We start from the raw sequence: 15,048 nt of genomic DNA on the forward strand, positions 1-15,048 counted from the left end.
GTCCAGGAACTCGCGCTACTGCCCCACGCCTTCCGGGAAGTCGGCGTTGGTAAAGACGTTCTGCACGTCATCCAGGTCGTCCAGCATCTCCAGGAGTTTCAGCACGGATTCGGCGGTCTCCGCATCCAGTGGCGACAGGGTCTCCGGGCGCCAGGTGACCTCCGAGCTCTCCGGCTCCAGCCCTCGGTCCAGCAGCGCCTGGCGCACGTCCTGATAGGTATCGGGCTCGGTAATCACCTCGATCGCGCCGTCGTCCTCGACCTGCACGTCCTCGGCCCCACCCTCTAGCGCGGCCTCCATGACCGTCTCGTCGTCCAGCCCCGGCGCAAAACGAATCACGCCCTTGTTCTGGAACAGGTAGGCCACCGAGCCATCGGTCCCCAGGTTGCCACCCATCTTGGAGAAGGCGTGACGCACCTCGGCCACGGTCCGGTTGCGATTGTCGGTCATGCAGTCGACCAGGATCGCCGCGCCGCCCGGGCCATAGCCCTCGTAGCGGATCTCCTCCATCGCGGCCCCGTCGGTCTCGCCAGCGCCGCGCTTGGCCGCGCGCTCGATGGTATCCCGCGTCATGTTGGCGCCGAGCGCCTTGTCGATCGCCAGGCGCAGGCGCGGATTGGTCTCGGGGTCGGACCCGCCCTGCCGGGCAGCGACGGTGATCTCGCGGATCAGCTTGGTAAAGAGTTTGCCGCGCTTGGCGTCCTGGGCGTTCTTGCGATGCTGGATGTTCGCCCACTTGCTGTGGCCTGCCATTCGGTCACGACTCCTTGGGTTGGGTTCGTTGGGCGCGGCCAGGCGACCGCGAGACCCGCACAGTCTAATCGACTGGGGCTGTCGGGTTCATGCCAGGATGCGAAGTGACGCTGGATGGAACCGCGCAGGGCTTGCACGGGAGCAGGAAAGGTCTGTCTTTCTAAGGACGCAGCAACGGTCCCTCGACGGCCTCGCGGGCCTCGCGCCCGGCCAGTTGCTCGATCAGGGTCAGGGCAAAGTCCATCGCCGCGCCCGGACCGCGGCCGGTGATGATGCGCCCGTCAACCTCGACCAGTCCCCCGGTAGAGGGGATGCCCGATTCATCCAGCGCACCGGTAAACGAGGTCACCCGGTGACCTTCCAGCACCCCCGCCTGCGCCAGCGCCTTGGGCCCGGCGCAGATCGCGCCCAGCCAGCCGTCGCGCTCTGCCTGCGCCCGCAGCATCGCCTGTACATGCGGGTTGTCGCGCAGGTGATCGGCCCCCGGCAGACCACCGGGCAACACGATCAGGTCGAAGGCATCGTCCTGAATGGCATCCAGCGTGGTATCGGGCTGGATCACCGTCCCGCGGGAACAGCGCACGGGGCCCTGTTCGAGCCCCGCGACCGTGACCTCGAAGCGCGCGCGGCGCAACAGGTCGATGATGGTGACGGCCTCCAGCTCCTCGGCCCCGGCCGCCAGCGGCACCAGGACACGTGGTGTTTCCTCCGTCATGGCCGCACCCCCAATCAGCGCTGACTGTAGATGTTCAGCCCTTTGAGCAGATTCAGGGCCTCGCTCAGACCGTAATCACGCTCGGCCAGGCTCTCGCCATTGTCGTCATCGTCTTCCGGCACGTCCTCGCCCTGCAGCTCGCGCTGCATACGCGCCTGGGCGTCACGCTCATCCTCGCCTTCGGCACGCGTGACCGTCAGGTTTTCCAGCCGGATGTCGGGTGCTACTCCCTCTTCCTCGATGTTGCGCCCATCCGGCGTGAAGTAACGCGCCGTGGTCAGCTTGATACCGGTGTTCTCGGTCAGCGGCAGGATTGTCTGCACCGAACCCTTGCCAAAGGTGTTCTGGCCCATGACCACCGCGCGCTTGTGATCCTGCAGGGCGCCGGCCACGATCTCGGAGGCCGAGGCCGAACCCCGGTTCACCAGTACCACCATCGGGGCACCGCCGAGCACATCACCCGGCGAGGCCTGATAGCGGAACTGAGAGTCCTCCAACCGACCCTCGGTATAAACGATCAGCCCTTCCTCCAGGAAAGCATCGGACACACCGACCGCACCATTCAGGATGCCGCCCGGATTGTTGCGCAGATCCAGCACCAGGCCGCGCAGATCGCCCTCTTCCTTCAGCTCTTCGACGGCTCGCACAACGTCACGCGCGGTGCGCTGCTGGAAGTTGCTGATACGCAGGTAGCCATACCCGTCTTCGAGAATCTCGGAGCGCACACTCTGGACCTGGATACGGTCACGGGTAAGGGTGATCTCCTTCGGCTGGTCCTCGCCCTCGCGGACGATGGTCAGAGTAATGTCGGAGCCCTTCTCGCCGCGCATCTTGGAGACGGCATCGGACAGCGTCATGCCCTGCACCGATTCACCGTCCAGGCGAATGATCAGGTCACCCGCCTCGATGCCGGCCTTGCTCGCCGGGGTGCCATCGATCGGGGCAATGACCTTGACGAAGCCATCCTCCATACCGACCTCGATCCCCAGACCGCCGAACTCGCCGGAGGTGCCGACCTGCATGTCCTCGAAGTCCTGTTCGTCCAGGTAGGCCGAATGCGGATCCAGCCCGGACAGCATCCCCTGGATGGCGTTATCCAGCAGCTCCTTGTCGTCCACCTCGGTGACGTAATTGCGCTTGATGCGCATATACACCTCGGTAAACCGCTGCAGGTCCTCCACCGGCAAGGCATTCTGTGCGCCATTCTCGCGATCGGCATACACCGCCACCGACACGCTAAGCATGACACCGACCACCAAACCCACCACCAGGGCGTACCCGGTGCGACACGACTTCTTCATTACCGATCCTCTAGAAACGGAGGTATTTACCGGGTCGATGGTAGCACCGGGAATCTGACCCATGCCTGAACGCCCGACTGCGTCTGCTGTTTTCGCCCGACAAATCCTTCAAACACGGTCACGTTTTTTTCGTGATGCTCGTCATTGAGATAGCCACCAATCCTCAGGGTTCAACGGATCGCCATTTCGCCGAATTTCGAAGTACAGCCCCGGCGCGATCGCCTCGCGACCCGCGCCGGCCAGAGCCATGCGCTCGCCGCCTTCGATTTCCTCGCCCTCGGCGACCAGGATCTCCTCCAGGTTGCTGTACAGCGTCAGGTAACCGCCCCCGTGATCGAGGATGACCAGAAAGCCGTATCCCTGCATCCAGTCGGCGTAGACCACGCGGCCAAAGTGGACGGCATGTACCGCCTCGCCATTGTCGACCTCCAGAACGGTCCCCCGCCAACGGGACTGCAGACGACTGCCACGCGGCTCGTTGAAACGCCGGACGACCGAGCCTTCGGCGGGTCTGGGGAGTTCCCCCTGGAGGTCGGAAAATGCCACATCGGACCGTACGGGCCCCCGATCGGGCGGAGGGTCGCCACGCGCCGCGCGCTCTTCGCGCTCCGCCGCATCACGCTCCACCTCGCGGATCAGCTCCTCCAGCGTCTCGGCATTGCGCTCCAGGCGCGCCAGCTCCAGCGCCTCGTCCTCGATCGCGCGTTCCAGCTCGTCCATCGCCGCGCGCTGCCGTTCCTCCTCGCGCTCGAGCTCGGCCACCACCTCGCGCAGCTCCGCCTCCTGCTCGGCCAGCACCGCCTGCTCGCGCTCCAGATCATCGCGGGCGGCCCGCAACACCTCGAGTTGCTCGCCCAGGGCCGCCAGTGCCTCGGCCCGTGCCTCGCGCAAGCGCGCGGCGATCTCCGGATGCAGCCGGCTCAGCTCGCCGTCGCCACCGGTACCCGGCACCCGCCCCGGGTGCCGGTCGCGCTGCCACTGGTCTCGCAGCAGTCGCCCCGCCTGCACGCGTTCTTCGCGCAGGCGATCCTCTTCCTGTTCGACACGTGCCTCGTGCTCGGCGATCACCTCGGCCTGCTGCTCGCGTTCGGCCTCCAGTTCGCGCAGTTCGCGCCGCGACTCGCTGCTGCCCCGGGCCGCCCGCTCGAGCTCGTCCTCCAGGCGCTCGAGCGCCGCCTGGCGCTCCTCCTGGCTGCGCTCCAGGTCGCGGATGGCCTCCAGCGTCTCCTCCAGTTCGGCCTCTGGTTCAAACGCCGACACGGTGCCCGCGGGGGCCAGCAAAAATGCCGCCAGAACAAGCAGTAAGGGGTATCGGGAAGTCAAGATTGCGCAAATTCGCATATCGGGGTACGTTTAGGTACTTATATTCTCACCCGGTTACGGGCCTGCTGTTTCGCAAAATAAAATAAAGAGGCATGCCGTGAGCAACGAAACGGTCGAAGAAGAAAAGATGGTCGAAGACGAACTGATGTCCCAGGACGAGGACATCGAGCGGGCCTCGCGCTCGCTCAAGGCCATGTCCCACCCCCTGCGGCTCAAGATCCTCTGCATTCTCGGCGATCGCGAGATCAGCGTACAGGAAATCGTCGATCAGGTCGGGACCTCGCAGAGCAACATTTCGCAGCACTTGGGCATCCTGCGCGACAAGGGCATCCTGGCGACCCGCAAGGATGCGAACCGCGTCTACTACCGGGTGGGGGACTCCCGCACGCTGCGCCTGATCGGTATGATGCAGGACGTTTTCTGCAGCTCCTGACATCCTCATTACCGACCCGGCCGCCTGAATGCTCGAAAGACTCCCTGAATTCCTGTCCAACCACCCGATCCTGACCGGTGCCCTGCTCGCGGTCGTCGGGATGATCCTGTTCACCGAGTTCCGCCGCCTGACCCGCAAGTACCGCACCCTGTCGCCGAGCGAGGCGGTGCGCGTAATCAACCAGGACGACAGCCTGGTGCTGGACGTGCGCGAGGACAACGAGATCGCCTCCGGCCGCATTGGCGGTGCCAAGCACATCCCGGTGGGCAGTCTGCAAAAGCGTATGGACGACATCGCCCAGTACAAGGACAAGCCGGTGGTGGTGTACTGCCGCAGCGGCAACCGCTCCGCGACGGCCGCCTCGCAACTGACCTCGGCGGGTTTTCAGGATGTCGTGAACCTGCAGGGTGGCATCCAGGCCTGGCAATCCGCGGGCATGCCAATCAAGAAGAAGTAATGCGCTTCGAGGTCTATGGCACGGTCCGCTGTCCCTTCTGTCTGCTGGCCCGCCGGCTGCTGATCCACCACGGCTATCCCTTCGACGACCACCCGGTGGATCGCGAACCGGGGGCGCGCGCGGAGATGGAGCAGCGGGCCGGGCGCAGTTCGGTACCACAGATCTTCCTCGGCGATACCCACATCGGCGGCTACGACGAGTTGCAGGCGCTGGATCGCTCCGGTGAGCTGCAACGCATGGCCGAAGCGGCCGGGATCGAGCGCACCGGCGTGAGCTGAGCCCATTCCGGTGCCGCATTCCTATACGATGCCCCGACACGAACCCAACTTCCACGACTCGGAACGACATCATGGCTGAAGAAACCTCCAACACCAGCGGTAACGGCGCGGGCGCCCAGGGCAACACCCAGGACAACCCCGGCTTCTCCATCCAGAAGGTATTCATCAAGGACATCTCGTTCGAATCGCCGGACGCTCCCGAGATCTTTCTGAATGAGTGGAAGGGTGACACCAACATTCAGCTGAACACCAACGCCCGCCCGATTCGCGAAGAGGAAGGCGTGTTCGAGGTCGAGCTGAAGCTGACTGTAACCACCGAGTCCAATGGCAAGACCGCCTACCTGGTCGAAATCAACCAGGCCGGTGTCTTCATCATCCGGGGCTTTCCGCGCGACCAGCTCAACCAGCTTCTGGGCTCCTATTGCCCGAACCTGCTGTTCCCGTTCGCGCGCGAAACCGTCGCAGACCTGGTGCTCAAGGGTGGCTTCCCGCAGCTGCTGCTGCAGCCGGTCAACTTCGAGGCGCTGTACCAGCAGCACCTGGAAGACCAGAAAAAGGCGTCCGGAGACTCGCAGGCGGCCGCGCCGGAGTCGACCTCCCAGGCCTGACCGGGGCCCGCACCCGTGCGCATCGCACTCCTGGGTGGCGGCTCCTGGGGTACCGCGCTGGCGATCCACGCCGCGCGGCTGCACCAGGACGTCGTGCTCTGGGTCCGCAAGGACGAGACGGCCGAGCGGCTGAACCGCGAGCGCGAGAACGCCCGCTATCTGCCTGGCATCCCGTTCCCGGAAACCCTCTCCATCACCGCCGACCCCGGTGCGATCGACGACGCGGACCTGATCCTGATCGCGGTCCCGTCCGGGGCCTTTCGCGAGACCCTGCGCTGGATGCAACCGCGCCTGTGTGAAGGGCAGACGGTCGCCTGGGCGACCAAGGGGCTCGAGACCTCCAGCGGAGCGTGGCTGCACGAGATCGCCGAGGAAGAACTGGGCACTGACTTCCCGCCTGCCCTGGTCTCCGGCCCCTCCTTCGCCGCCGAGGTGGCCCGCGGACAGCCCACCGCGCTCACGGCGGCCTCGCAGAGCGGGCGCAGCCTGGACCAGCTGACCGGAGCCCTGCACGGTGAGGCCCTGCGCATCTATCGCAACCCCGACGTGATCGGCGTAGAGCTCGGTGGCGCGTTAAAGAACGTGCTGGCAGTCGCGACCGGGATCGCCGACGGCGCGGGCTACGGCGCCAACGCCCGTGCGGCACTGATGACCCGTGGACTGGCCGAGATGCAGCGCCTGGGCGAGGCTGTCGGGGCCCAGCCAGGCACCCTGACCGGGCTGTCCGGACTGGGCGACCTGATCCTCACCTGCACCGATGACCAGTCGCGCAACCGCCGACTGGGGCGCCTGCTGGGCCAGGGCTATGACCTGGAGACGGCCCGCGCCCGTATCGGACAGTCGGTCGAAGGGGTGGAGACCGCACGCCAGATCAGTGCCCGCGCCAGGGCCCTTTCGGTGGACATGCCCATCTGCGCCGAAGTCCACGCGGTGCTCTACCAGGGTCGCCCCGTGCGCGAGGCCGCCCGCCGGCTGCTGGAGCGCGACCCGACCCACGAGAACCCGGCCGGGTAACCCCGAGCCGAACCCGCGCAATCGCAGCCGCCCGCATGGTTCGTTACGGTGGACGGATATCGTTCACAGCTGGGAGGCATCCATGCGCAAGGCGTGGAAGGAACTGGATCTCGAGGGCGGCGGCCTGCAAGCGATCAACGCAAAACTCGCGGCCGAGATGCGCGCGCGCCCGCCCGCCTACATCGCCTGGATCCTGTTTCCCCTGGGGCTGCATCGCTTCTACCTGCGCGAACCGCTGGGCGGAATGGGTTTTGTCGGCCTGAGCGTGGCGACGCTGATCGTGGCCTGGCTCCTGGCCGGCTGGTGGTGGCTGATTCCAGCCGGTGCCATGCTTGGCTGGGCGGCATTTGATCTTGTCTGGATCGACCGCCGTGTGACCGACTACAACAAGGAGCTGCGCAAACAGCTGTTCCTGCGCAAGGGCCACAAACCGCCGCAGGACTATCGCGGCCGCTATACCAGCGACGAAGACGCCCAGCGCGAACTGGCCGAATACCAGTCGATCAAGGAAGGCGAGCGCGCCGGGCACCCGGGCCCGGCCGGGGCGAATCGACGTGATCGCGATGTGGGCGGCAAGCGGCGCATGCCGAGCTTCAACGAGCAGGAAGCCATGCTGCGCCAGATGCGCTCACGCAAGAACAGCGAAACCGGGGACGACTGACGCCGCCCCAGCCCCGGAACCCACGCCCGCACGGGCGGGTACAAACGCCCCCTAGTTATCGCCCGGACGCCAGACGCCACTGGCCTCCTGTTGCGGCGGCGGGGCGGCCTGCTTGCGGCTCTCCATATCCACGAACACCGACTCGGTGAACTGCGAGAGCTGCTTGAGATACTCCTTGCGCTCGTTCACCGACTCCGGCATCTGGGCCACCAGAAAACCGGTAATCGCGCTCAGATACTGCACGGCCACGATGGGCTGCTGGGCCTTGGGATCGGTCTCGACCAGCACATCCTGAATCTTCTGGATCAGGTCGCCGGACAGCTGCAGGGTATCGTCGCTCATGATGCTCTCTCGGTTATCAAATGTGTGAACAGGCTAAGGCAAGGCCGCCGTGCCCAAAAGTGAACGCAAAGCCGGGGGGACTTTCCGCTGAATCGTGCGAGGCGCAAGGTCCTCACCACGGCCGTGGCGGTGGCTCGCGCTCGTCCTTGCCGTCATCGTCCGGGCCGGATTCGGGCGCATCATCCTCGCTGTCATAGTCCTCGTTCATGCGATCCGCCGGAACCTGCCAGGGCTCGCTGGGCAGAACCGTCCGCTCGCCCGGGCGTGGGGCCCAGCGTTCCTGCTCCAGCCCCCGGATCAGCCCGACGATCATCATCAGGATCACCAGCGAAAATGGCAGGGCGGCCAGGATCACCGCGCTTTGCAGGACCTCCAGCCCGCCCGCCAGCAACAGCACCGCGGTGATCAGGCCAATCAGGGCACCCCAGATGGTCAGGTGCCGCTTGCGATGCACGGTAGAACCGTGAGCCAGCAGGGTGTTGATCACGACGATCCCGGCGTTGGCCGAGGTCAACAGGTAGGTGGCGATCAGGATCGTGATCAGCCCGCCCCCGATCTTCGCCACCAGCCAGGGCTCCAGCGTGTCCATGGTCGCAAAGGTCGCCATGGTCAGGTCCTCGGAGACCTTGTCGGCAATGTCCGCGACCCCGTTGACCTCCGCGTACAGGGCTGTACCGCCCAGCATGGACAGCCAGAAAAAGGTGATAACCGTGGGCACCAGCAACACGCCCAGGACGAATTCGCGCAGCGTGCGCCCGCGCGAGATGCGCGCGATAAACAGCCCGACGAACGGGGCCCAGGCCAGCCACCAGCCCCAGTAGAACACTGTCCAGTCGGAGTGCCAGGGATCCGTCTGATGGGCGTGGGTGTACAGCGAAAGCCCCAGCAGATTCTGCAAATAGCTGCCGGAGGACTGGACGAACAACGCCAGCAGGTACTGGGTCGGCCCCCATATCAGCAGCAGTCCCATCAGGGCCACGCTCAGCCACATATTGGCCTGCGAGACCCGCTGCACGCCGACCTGAACACCGGTAATCACCGAAACAATCGCAATCACCGTCAGCAGCGCCGCCAGGAACAGCTGTCCATTTTCGCCGCCGGAAATCCCCAGGGTATGCACCAACCCGGTGTCCAGCTGCTGAATACCCAGCCCCAGGGTGGTCGCGATCCCGAACACGGTGGCGAGGATGGCCAGCAGATCCACGATATCGCCGGGCCAGCCATGGCTGTACTTTCCGATCAGGGGATGCAGCGCGGAACGAAGCGCCAGCGGTTGCCCCCTGCGGAAGCCGAAATAGGCGAGGATGAGCGCCAGCAGGGCAAACACCGCCCAGGCATTGAGACCCCAGTGAAAATAGGTCAGCACCATGGACATGTCGGCGGCCTCGGCCGTCTCGCCATTGTCCAGCAGGAACGGGTTGCCCCCGTAGTGGCTGAGCGGCTCGGCCACCGCCCAGAACAGAAGGCCCACGCCCATGCCGGCGGCGAACAGCATCGCCAGCCACGACACCGTGGTGAACTCCGGTACCTCGTCGTCGCGCCCCAGGCGCACGTTCTTGTAACGCCCGACCCCCAGCCAGATCACGATGACCAGGAACAGGGCCATCGCGACCACGTAGTACCACTCGAGAAAGGGTGTCAGAAAGGCGCGGGTATCAAAGACGACCCGTTCGAGCTGCTCGGTGCGGTAGATCGCAAACAGCGCGATCAGCACCACCAGCAGCAGCGCGATCGGGGCCACACGCGGGTTCAGCCCCTTGAAGGGTCCTCGGGTCGCGACGTTGTACATGCGCTTCCTCCCTGAAGTGTCCGGCCCTCAGACGCGGTGCGTATGCAACAGTTCCCGCTCGCCTGCGGACCGGTTACCGGTGCGGAAATCCTGGATCACCCGATGCACGAAACCCAGTTTCGAGATCGCTTCCGGCGTCAGCACGAATGGATAGACATGGGCATGACCCATGCTGCGATTCAGGCTGTTCAACGCCGCGGCCAGCGGCAGCCAGTGCGCGACCAGGGCGTCCGGATCGTCGGTCGCGTAGGCATCGAAATGCGACTGCCCGCCCTGCGGCCCGAGCCTCGCCGCCTCTCCGACACTGGGCGCGACATCCATACCATAGGCCGCCGCCGTGTCCAGCGCATCGACGATATGCAGGTAATGCGCCCAGGTCTCGGCCCAGTCCTCCCATGGGTGGGAACTGGCATAGGCGGATACGAAATGGTCCTGCCAGTCGCTGGGCGGGCCGTTCTCGTAATGGCGGCGCAAGGCCTCGTCGTAGGCAATGCGTTCGTCCCCGAAACGATTGCGGAAGTACTCGTGCCAGCGCGTGCCCCGGATCAGCCGGTCCCAGTAGTAATGCGCCGATTCATGACGAAAGTGGCCGAGGATGGTGCGGTAGGGCTCGGCCATGGCCTCGCGCATGCTCTCGCGCACGGACGGGTCCGCCTCCGCGATGTTGAGTGTAATCACGCCGTTCGCATGCCCGGTTACCACGCCGCCACCCTCGTGGAAATCGGGGTTCGGGTCGGCAAGAAAATCGAACGCCACGCCGGCGGAGTCCGTCTGCTTGGACACAACGGGTAACCCCAGGCGCAACAGGCTGTAGACCAGGCGCCGCTTTTCCGTCTCCATCCGTTCCCACAGGCGCGCATTGCCGGGCACGCTCAGATCCGGGATGGTGCGGTTCAGCCGGCACGCGCGGCAATAGCCCTCCGGATCATCGTGGCGCACCATCCAGTTACAGACCGCGTCCACCGCGTAGTGGCGGCACTGGCGATAAAGCGGCCCATCGGGTTCGCCCGCGACACGCCACAGCCCGCCCGGGATCGGCTCCCCGGAGGAATACAGTGCATCCCCGGCCATCTCCAGCGCCGACAGCTCAAGACGGTCGGGCAGAAAGCCCAGGCGATAACCACAGCGATTGCAGTAGGTGTTGTCGAAGTAAATGACACTACCGCAGCTTTCACACTCGAACAGCTGCATTGCGACCTCCCGAAAAGCGCACCACCGCGATTCACGGCGCGCCTTTCAGCCTACGCCAAAACCGCTGCATGCGTCGCGTGCATTCCCATCCCCGATCGCCCTGTCAGGAGCCAGACTCGAGCAGCATCTGCACCCGCTCCAGCGCCATCGGATGCGTGAGAATCCCCGCATGCGTGGTATCCACCCCATAGACGCTGCTCGCCATCGCCTGAATCGGGGGGTACAGCATGGTCGCCAGGGTGAGCACGCCGTCCGTACCCGCACGCGCCCCGCTTTCCGGGCGGCGGAAGCTGAACAGCAGATGCAGTTCGGTCTCCTCCAACAGCTCCGACTCGAACAACCGCCGCTGGTATTCACTACCGGGCACCATGTCGCGCCAGACCGGGATCACCACCGGCGAGCGATCGACCCCCGACTGCGCAGCCGCATGCCCATGCCAGGGCGTAGACAGCGCAATCATTCGCGGGATATGGGCCGGCGACGCGCGACGTGCGCGCTCATGCAGAAAGCCCTTTGCCACCAGGCCGCCCATACTGTGCGCAACGACCGGCAGCGACTCCACTTCATAGCGCAACTCGATTTCTTCCAGAGTCTGGGCCAGGTGTGCGGCGATGGACTGCAGGGGGAGCCCGGACGGGTAGTAATACAGCCAGGGCTGGTAGCGCTCGCGATCGAGTTGGTCGATGAGTTCGGCGAACCCCCGCGGGGAGCCATTCATCCCATGCACGAACAGCACCGGGATGCGGTCGGGGTCGTAGGGCTCCAGGAAATAGATCCCGGCATAACCAGCCAGCATGAAATCCACCGGCCGCCACTGGCTCCCGCGCGCGACATCGTCGTCGAAACGCGGATCATCCAGCGTGGTCACTTCCCCGAACGCCGTGACCCCCCCAACGCTGATGGGACTGCCATCCGGACCGGCACCGCGCATGACGGGCAGCGCGATCGCATGCCCCGCGACCCCTTCACCCTCGATCTGGATCTCCATATTGCCCAAGCGCGTGCCCGCAGGGCAGTCCAGCATGCCGCCCTGGTTCGCCAGGTATACCGGCGCCCCCGCCTCGTGCTGGCCGTCACGTTCGGGGTCGGCAAAGGCCAGGACCTGGTAACGCCCCGGCGCCAAGCCAAAGAACCACTCGCCGCCACCGGCACTCACGACATGGTCCACCGGTTCCGGAACCGCGCCCTCCTCCATCGGCGCGCGGAATACCGCGACCACATACGGCCCCGGGACCGCGTCATCCGCCACTACGGTGCCGGAAATCGTGCAGGCCTGGCCCATCATCTGCATTTGTCCACGCGCATCCCACAACCCGCAGCCCGTCAGCCACCCCGCCGCCAGCACCAGCGCGGCAATCCTTGCTCCGTCCATGTCCGCCTTCCTGCCCACCCGGATCAGTCCAACAAGCGGCTCGTGCGTCTCGCCGCCCACCTGTTCCTCTCAGGATAGCGGCGCACGCGCCCGATCGCCTGCTGCCACCCGGTATCACCGTGACCGGAACGCCACGGACTTCCCACAAAAAAGGCCCGCACGCAGCGGGCCTTGCGATCATGGACAGAAGCGGACCGGATCAGGCGGCCGCCGCGGCGCGGGTGAAGGCCAGATGCCCGTCGGCCATGTCCACCTCGATGGTGTCGCCAGGGCCGAATTCGCCGGCCAGCAGCGACTGTGCCAGCGGATTCTCCAGCTGGGTCTGGATCGCCCGCTTGAGCGGACGCGCGCCGTACACCGGGTCGAACCCGGCCGCGCCCAGGTGATCCAGCGCGGCGTCGGTGATGGTGATCGACAGGTCGCGCTCCTCCAACCGCTTGCGCAGGTACTGCAACTGGATGTCGGCGATCGCGCGGATCTGCTCGCGTTCCAGCGGGTGGAACACGACCACGTCGTCCACGCGGTTGATGAACTCGGGGCGGAAGTGCTGCCCGACGATCTCCATCACCGCGGCCTTCATCGCGTCGTAGTTCTCCTCGCCGGCCATCTCCTGGATCTGCTGCGAGCCAAGGTTGGAGGTCATCACAATCACCGTGTTGCGGAAGTCCACGGTACGGCCATGACCATCGGTCAAGCGGCCGTCGTCCAGAACCTGCAGCAGCACGTTGAAGACATCCGGGTGTGCCTTTTCGACCTCGTCCAGCAGGATTACGGAGTACGGCTTGCGGCGCACGGCCTCGGTCAGGTAGCCGCCTTCCTCGTAGCCGATGTAGCCCGGGGGCGCCCCGATCAGCCGCGCCACGGAGTGTTTCTCCATGAACTCCGACATATCGATGCGCACCATGGCCTCTTCCGTATCGAACAGGAAACTGGCCAGCGCCTTGGTCAGCTCGGTCTTGCCCACACCGGTCGGACCGAGGAACAGGAACGAGCCGTTCGGGCGATTCGGGTCCGACAGGCCCGCTCGCGAGCGGCGGATGGCATTGGCCACCGCATTGACCGCCTCGGACTGGCCGACCACGCGGGCGCCGATCGCCTCCTCCATGCGCAGCAGCTTGTCCTTTTCGCCCTCCAGCATCTTGGAGACCGGGATGCCGGTCCAGCGCGAGACGACCTCGGCGACCTCTTCGTCGGTCACCTTGGTACGCAGCAGCTTGGTCTCCTGGCTCTCCATCTCGTGGGCCATGGCCAGGGACTTTTCCAGGTCCGGAATACGGCCATACTGCAGCTCCGACATGCGCGAGAGATCCCCGGCGCGGCGGGCCGTCTCCAGCTCCATGCGGGCACGCTCCAGTTCTTCCTTCAGTTGCGCGGCGCCGGAGACCGAGGCCTTCTCGGACTTCCAGACCTCTTCCAGATCGGAGTACTCGCGCTCCAGGCGCTCGATCTCCTCCTGCAGCGTATCCAGACGCTTTTTCGAGGCATCGTCGGATTCCTTTTTCAGGGCCTCGCGCTCGATCTTCAGCTGGATCAGGCGGCGTTCCAGACGATCCATGGATTCGGGCTTGGAGTCGATCTCCATCTTGATGCGGCTGGCCGCCTCGTCGATCAGGTCGATCGCCTTGTCCGGCAGTTGCCGGTCGGTAATGTAGCGCTGCGAGAGCTGCGCGGCGGCCACGATGGCCGGGTCAGTAATTTCGATCCCGTGATGGACCTCGTAGCGTTCCTTGAGCCCGCGAAGGATGGCGATCGTGTCCTCCAGGGTAGGCTCATCCACCAGTACCTTCTGAAAGCGGCGCTCCAGCGCGGCGTCCTTTTCGATGTTCTGGCGGTATTCATCCAGCGTGGTCGCGCCGATGCAGTGCAGCTCGCCCCGTGCCAGCGCGGGCTTGAGCATGTTGCCCGCATCCATCGCACCCTCGGCCTTGCCGGCACCCACCAGGGTGTGGATCTCGTCGATGAACAGGATCACGCGACCCTCTTCCTGCGAGAGCTCCTTGAGCACGGACTTCAGCCGTTCCTCGAAATCGCCGCGGTATTTGGCCCCGGCCAGCAGCGCCCCCAGGTCCAGCGCGAGCACGCGCTTGTCCTTGAGCCCCTCGGGCACCTCGCCGTTGATAATGCGCTGGGCCAGGCCCTCGACGATCGCGGTCTTGCCGACGCCGGGCTCGCCGATCAGCACCGGGTTGTTCTTGGTGCGGCGCTGCAGCACCTGGATCGAGCGGCGAATCTCCTCGTCACGCCCGATCACCGGGTCCAGCTTGCCCTGCTCGGCGCGCTCGGTCAGGTCGGTGGTGTATTTCTCCAGCGCCTGGCGGCTCTCCTCGGCATCCGGGTTGTCCACCTGGTTGCCACCGCGGATGTCATGTATGGCCTTGTCCAGCGCGTCCTTGTTGGCGCCGGCCTGGCGCAGCATCTCGCCCACGCCACCCTTCTCGTCGACGGCGGCAAGCAGGAACAGCTCGCTAGAGATGTACTGATCCTTGTTCTGCTGGGCCAGCTTGTCGCAGACATTCAGCAGACGGCCCAGGTCATTGGAGACATGGACCTCCCCGGCCGCGCCCTCGACGCGAGGCATGCGGTCCAGCGCCTCGCCCAGTGCCGAACGCAGCTGGCGCACGTTGACGCCCGCGCGGTCGAGCACATGGCGCACGGTACCGCCATCCTGGTCCAGCAACGCCAGCAACAGGTGGGACGGTTCGATGAACTGGTGGTCGCGGCCAACGGCAAGTGACTGCGCATCGGCGATCGCGGACTGGAACTTGGTGGTCAGGCGATCCATTCGCATTGGGAAACCCCTCGGTCAAATCT

At 65.4% G+C, this 15,048-nt stretch carries 15 protein-coding genes; 6 read left to right on the forward strand and 9 right to left on the reverse strand.

What is annotated here, in order from left to right:
* Nucleotides 1-15 precede the first annotated feature (15 nt).
* From TK90_RS10125 to TK90_RS10140, 4 genes are all read right to left on the reverse strand, one after another.
* A complete protein-coding gene (locus TK90_RS10125; protein ID WP_012983384.1) occupies nt 16-753 on the reverse strand; it encodes a YebC/PmpR family DNA-binding transcriptional regulator in 738 nt (245 codons plus the stop codon).
* Between the two features lie 160 nt (nt 754-913).
* On the reverse strand, nt 914-1,468 hold the full coding sequence (locus TK90_RS10130) for a DJ-1 family glyoxalase III (RefSeq protein WP_012983385.1): 555 nt from the start codon (nt 1,466-1,468) through the stop codon (nt 914-916).
* Nucleotides 1,469-1,482: 14 nt separating this feature from the next.
* Complete coding sequence (locus TK90_RS10135; RefSeq protein ID WP_012983386.1) at nt 1,483-2,769, reverse strand: S41 family peptidase; 1,287 nt, start codon at nt 2,767-2,769, stop codon at nt 1,483-1,485.
* Nucleotides 2,770-2,910: 141 nt separating this feature from the next.
* Nucleotides 2,911-4,110, reverse strand: coding sequence for a peptidoglycan DD-metalloendopeptidase family protein (locus TK90_RS10140; protein ID WP_041444272.1), 1,200 nt, complete (start codon nt 4,108-4,110; stop codon nt 2,911-2,913).
* 79 nt (nt 4,111-4,189) lie between these two features.
* Here TK90_RS10140 and TK90_RS10145 point away from each other — a divergent pair, with 79 nt between their 5' ends.
* The 6 genes from TK90_RS10145 to TK90_RS10170 all read left to right on the forward strand — a co-directional run bounded on the left by TK90_RS10145 (nt 4,190) and on the right by TK90_RS10170 (nt 7,543).
* The gene (locus TK90_RS10145; protein WP_012983388.1) at nt 4,190-4,525 is read left to right on the forward strand and encodes a helix-turn-helix transcriptional regulator; all 336 of its coding nucleotides are present in this window, start codon (nt 4,190-4,192) and stop codon (nt 4,523-4,525) included.
* Between the two features lie 28 nt (nt 4,526-4,553).
* Nucleotides 4,554-4,982 carry a rhodanese-like domain-containing protein gene (locus TK90_RS10150; RefSeq protein ID WP_012983389.1) on the forward strand — a complete coding sequence of 143 codons (429 nt, stop codon included), beginning with the start codon at nt 4,554-4,556 and terminating at the stop codon, nt 4,980-4,982.
* Nucleotides 4,982-5,260, forward strand: coding sequence for a glutaredoxin domain-containing protein (locus tag TK90_RS10155; RefSeq protein WP_012983390.1), 279 nt, complete (start codon nt 4,982-4,984; stop codon nt 5,258-5,260). Before TK90_RS10150 ends, TK90_RS10155 begins: the two co-directional genes overlap by 1 nt.
* A gap of 71 nt (nt 5,261-5,331) precedes the next feature.
* Nucleotides 5,332-5,868, forward strand: a complete 537-nt coding sequence (secB, locus tag TK90_RS10160; protein ID WP_012983391.1) for a protein-export chaperone SecB — start codon at nt 5,332-5,334, stop codon at nt 5,866-5,868.
* A gap of 15 nt (nt 5,869-5,883) precedes the next feature.
* Nucleotides 5,884-6,882 carry an NAD(P)H-dependent glycerol-3-phosphate dehydrogenase gene (locus tag TK90_RS10165; RefSeq protein ID WP_012983392.1) on the forward strand — a complete coding sequence of 333 codons (999 nt, stop codon included), beginning with the start codon at nt 5,884-5,886 and terminating at the stop codon, nt 6,880-6,882.
* Between the two features lie 82 nt (nt 6,883-6,964).
* The gene (locus tag TK90_RS10170; protein ID WP_012983393.1) at nt 6,965-7,543 is read left to right on the forward strand and encodes a hypothetical protein; all 579 of its coding nucleotides are present in this window, start codon (nt 6,965-6,967) and stop codon (nt 7,541-7,543) included.
* 51 nt (nt 7,544-7,594) lie between these two features.
* Here TK90_RS10170 and TK90_RS10175 read toward each other — a convergent pair whose 3' ends face one another.
* The 5 genes from TK90_RS10175 to clpB all read right to left on the reverse strand — a co-directional run bounded on the left by TK90_RS10175 (nt 7,595) and on the right by clpB (nt 15,019).
* Entirely contained in the window at nt 7,595-7,885 is a 291-nt protein-coding gene (locus TK90_RS10175) for a hypothetical protein (RefSeq protein WP_012983394.1), read from the reverse strand.
* A gap of 112 nt (nt 7,886-7,997) precedes the next feature.
* Entirely contained in the window at nt 7,998-9,674 is a 1,677-nt protein-coding gene (locus tag TK90_RS10180; protein ID WP_012983395.1) for a BCCT family transporter, read from the reverse strand.
* A gap of 27 nt (nt 9,675-9,701) precedes the next feature.
* Nucleotides 9,702-10,865, reverse strand: coding sequence for a putative zinc-binding metallopeptidase (locus tag TK90_RS10185; RefSeq protein ID WP_012983396.1), 1,164 nt, complete (start codon nt 10,863-10,865; stop codon nt 9,702-9,704).
* A gap of 103 nt (nt 10,866-10,968) precedes the next feature.
* Nucleotides 10,969-12,237 (reverse strand): triacylglycerol lipase, encoded by a 1,269-nt coding sequence (locus TK90_RS10190; protein WP_041444273.1) that lies wholly within the window; start codon nt 12,235-12,237, stop codon nt 10,969-10,971.
* A gap of 199 nt (nt 12,238-12,436) precedes the next feature.
* Nucleotides 12,437-15,019, reverse strand: a complete 2,583-nt coding sequence (clpB, locus tag TK90_RS10195; protein ID WP_041444274.1) for an ATP-dependent chaperone ClpB — start codon at nt 15,017-15,019, stop codon at nt 12,437-12,439.
* Nucleotides 15,020-15,048 lie beyond the last annotated feature (29 nt).

It is taken from the genome of Thioalkalivibrio sp. K90mix, assembly GCF_000025545.1.
Lineage (GTDB): Bacteria > Pseudomonadota > Gammaproteobacteria > Ectothiorhodospirales > Ectothiorhodospiraceae > Thioalkalivibrio.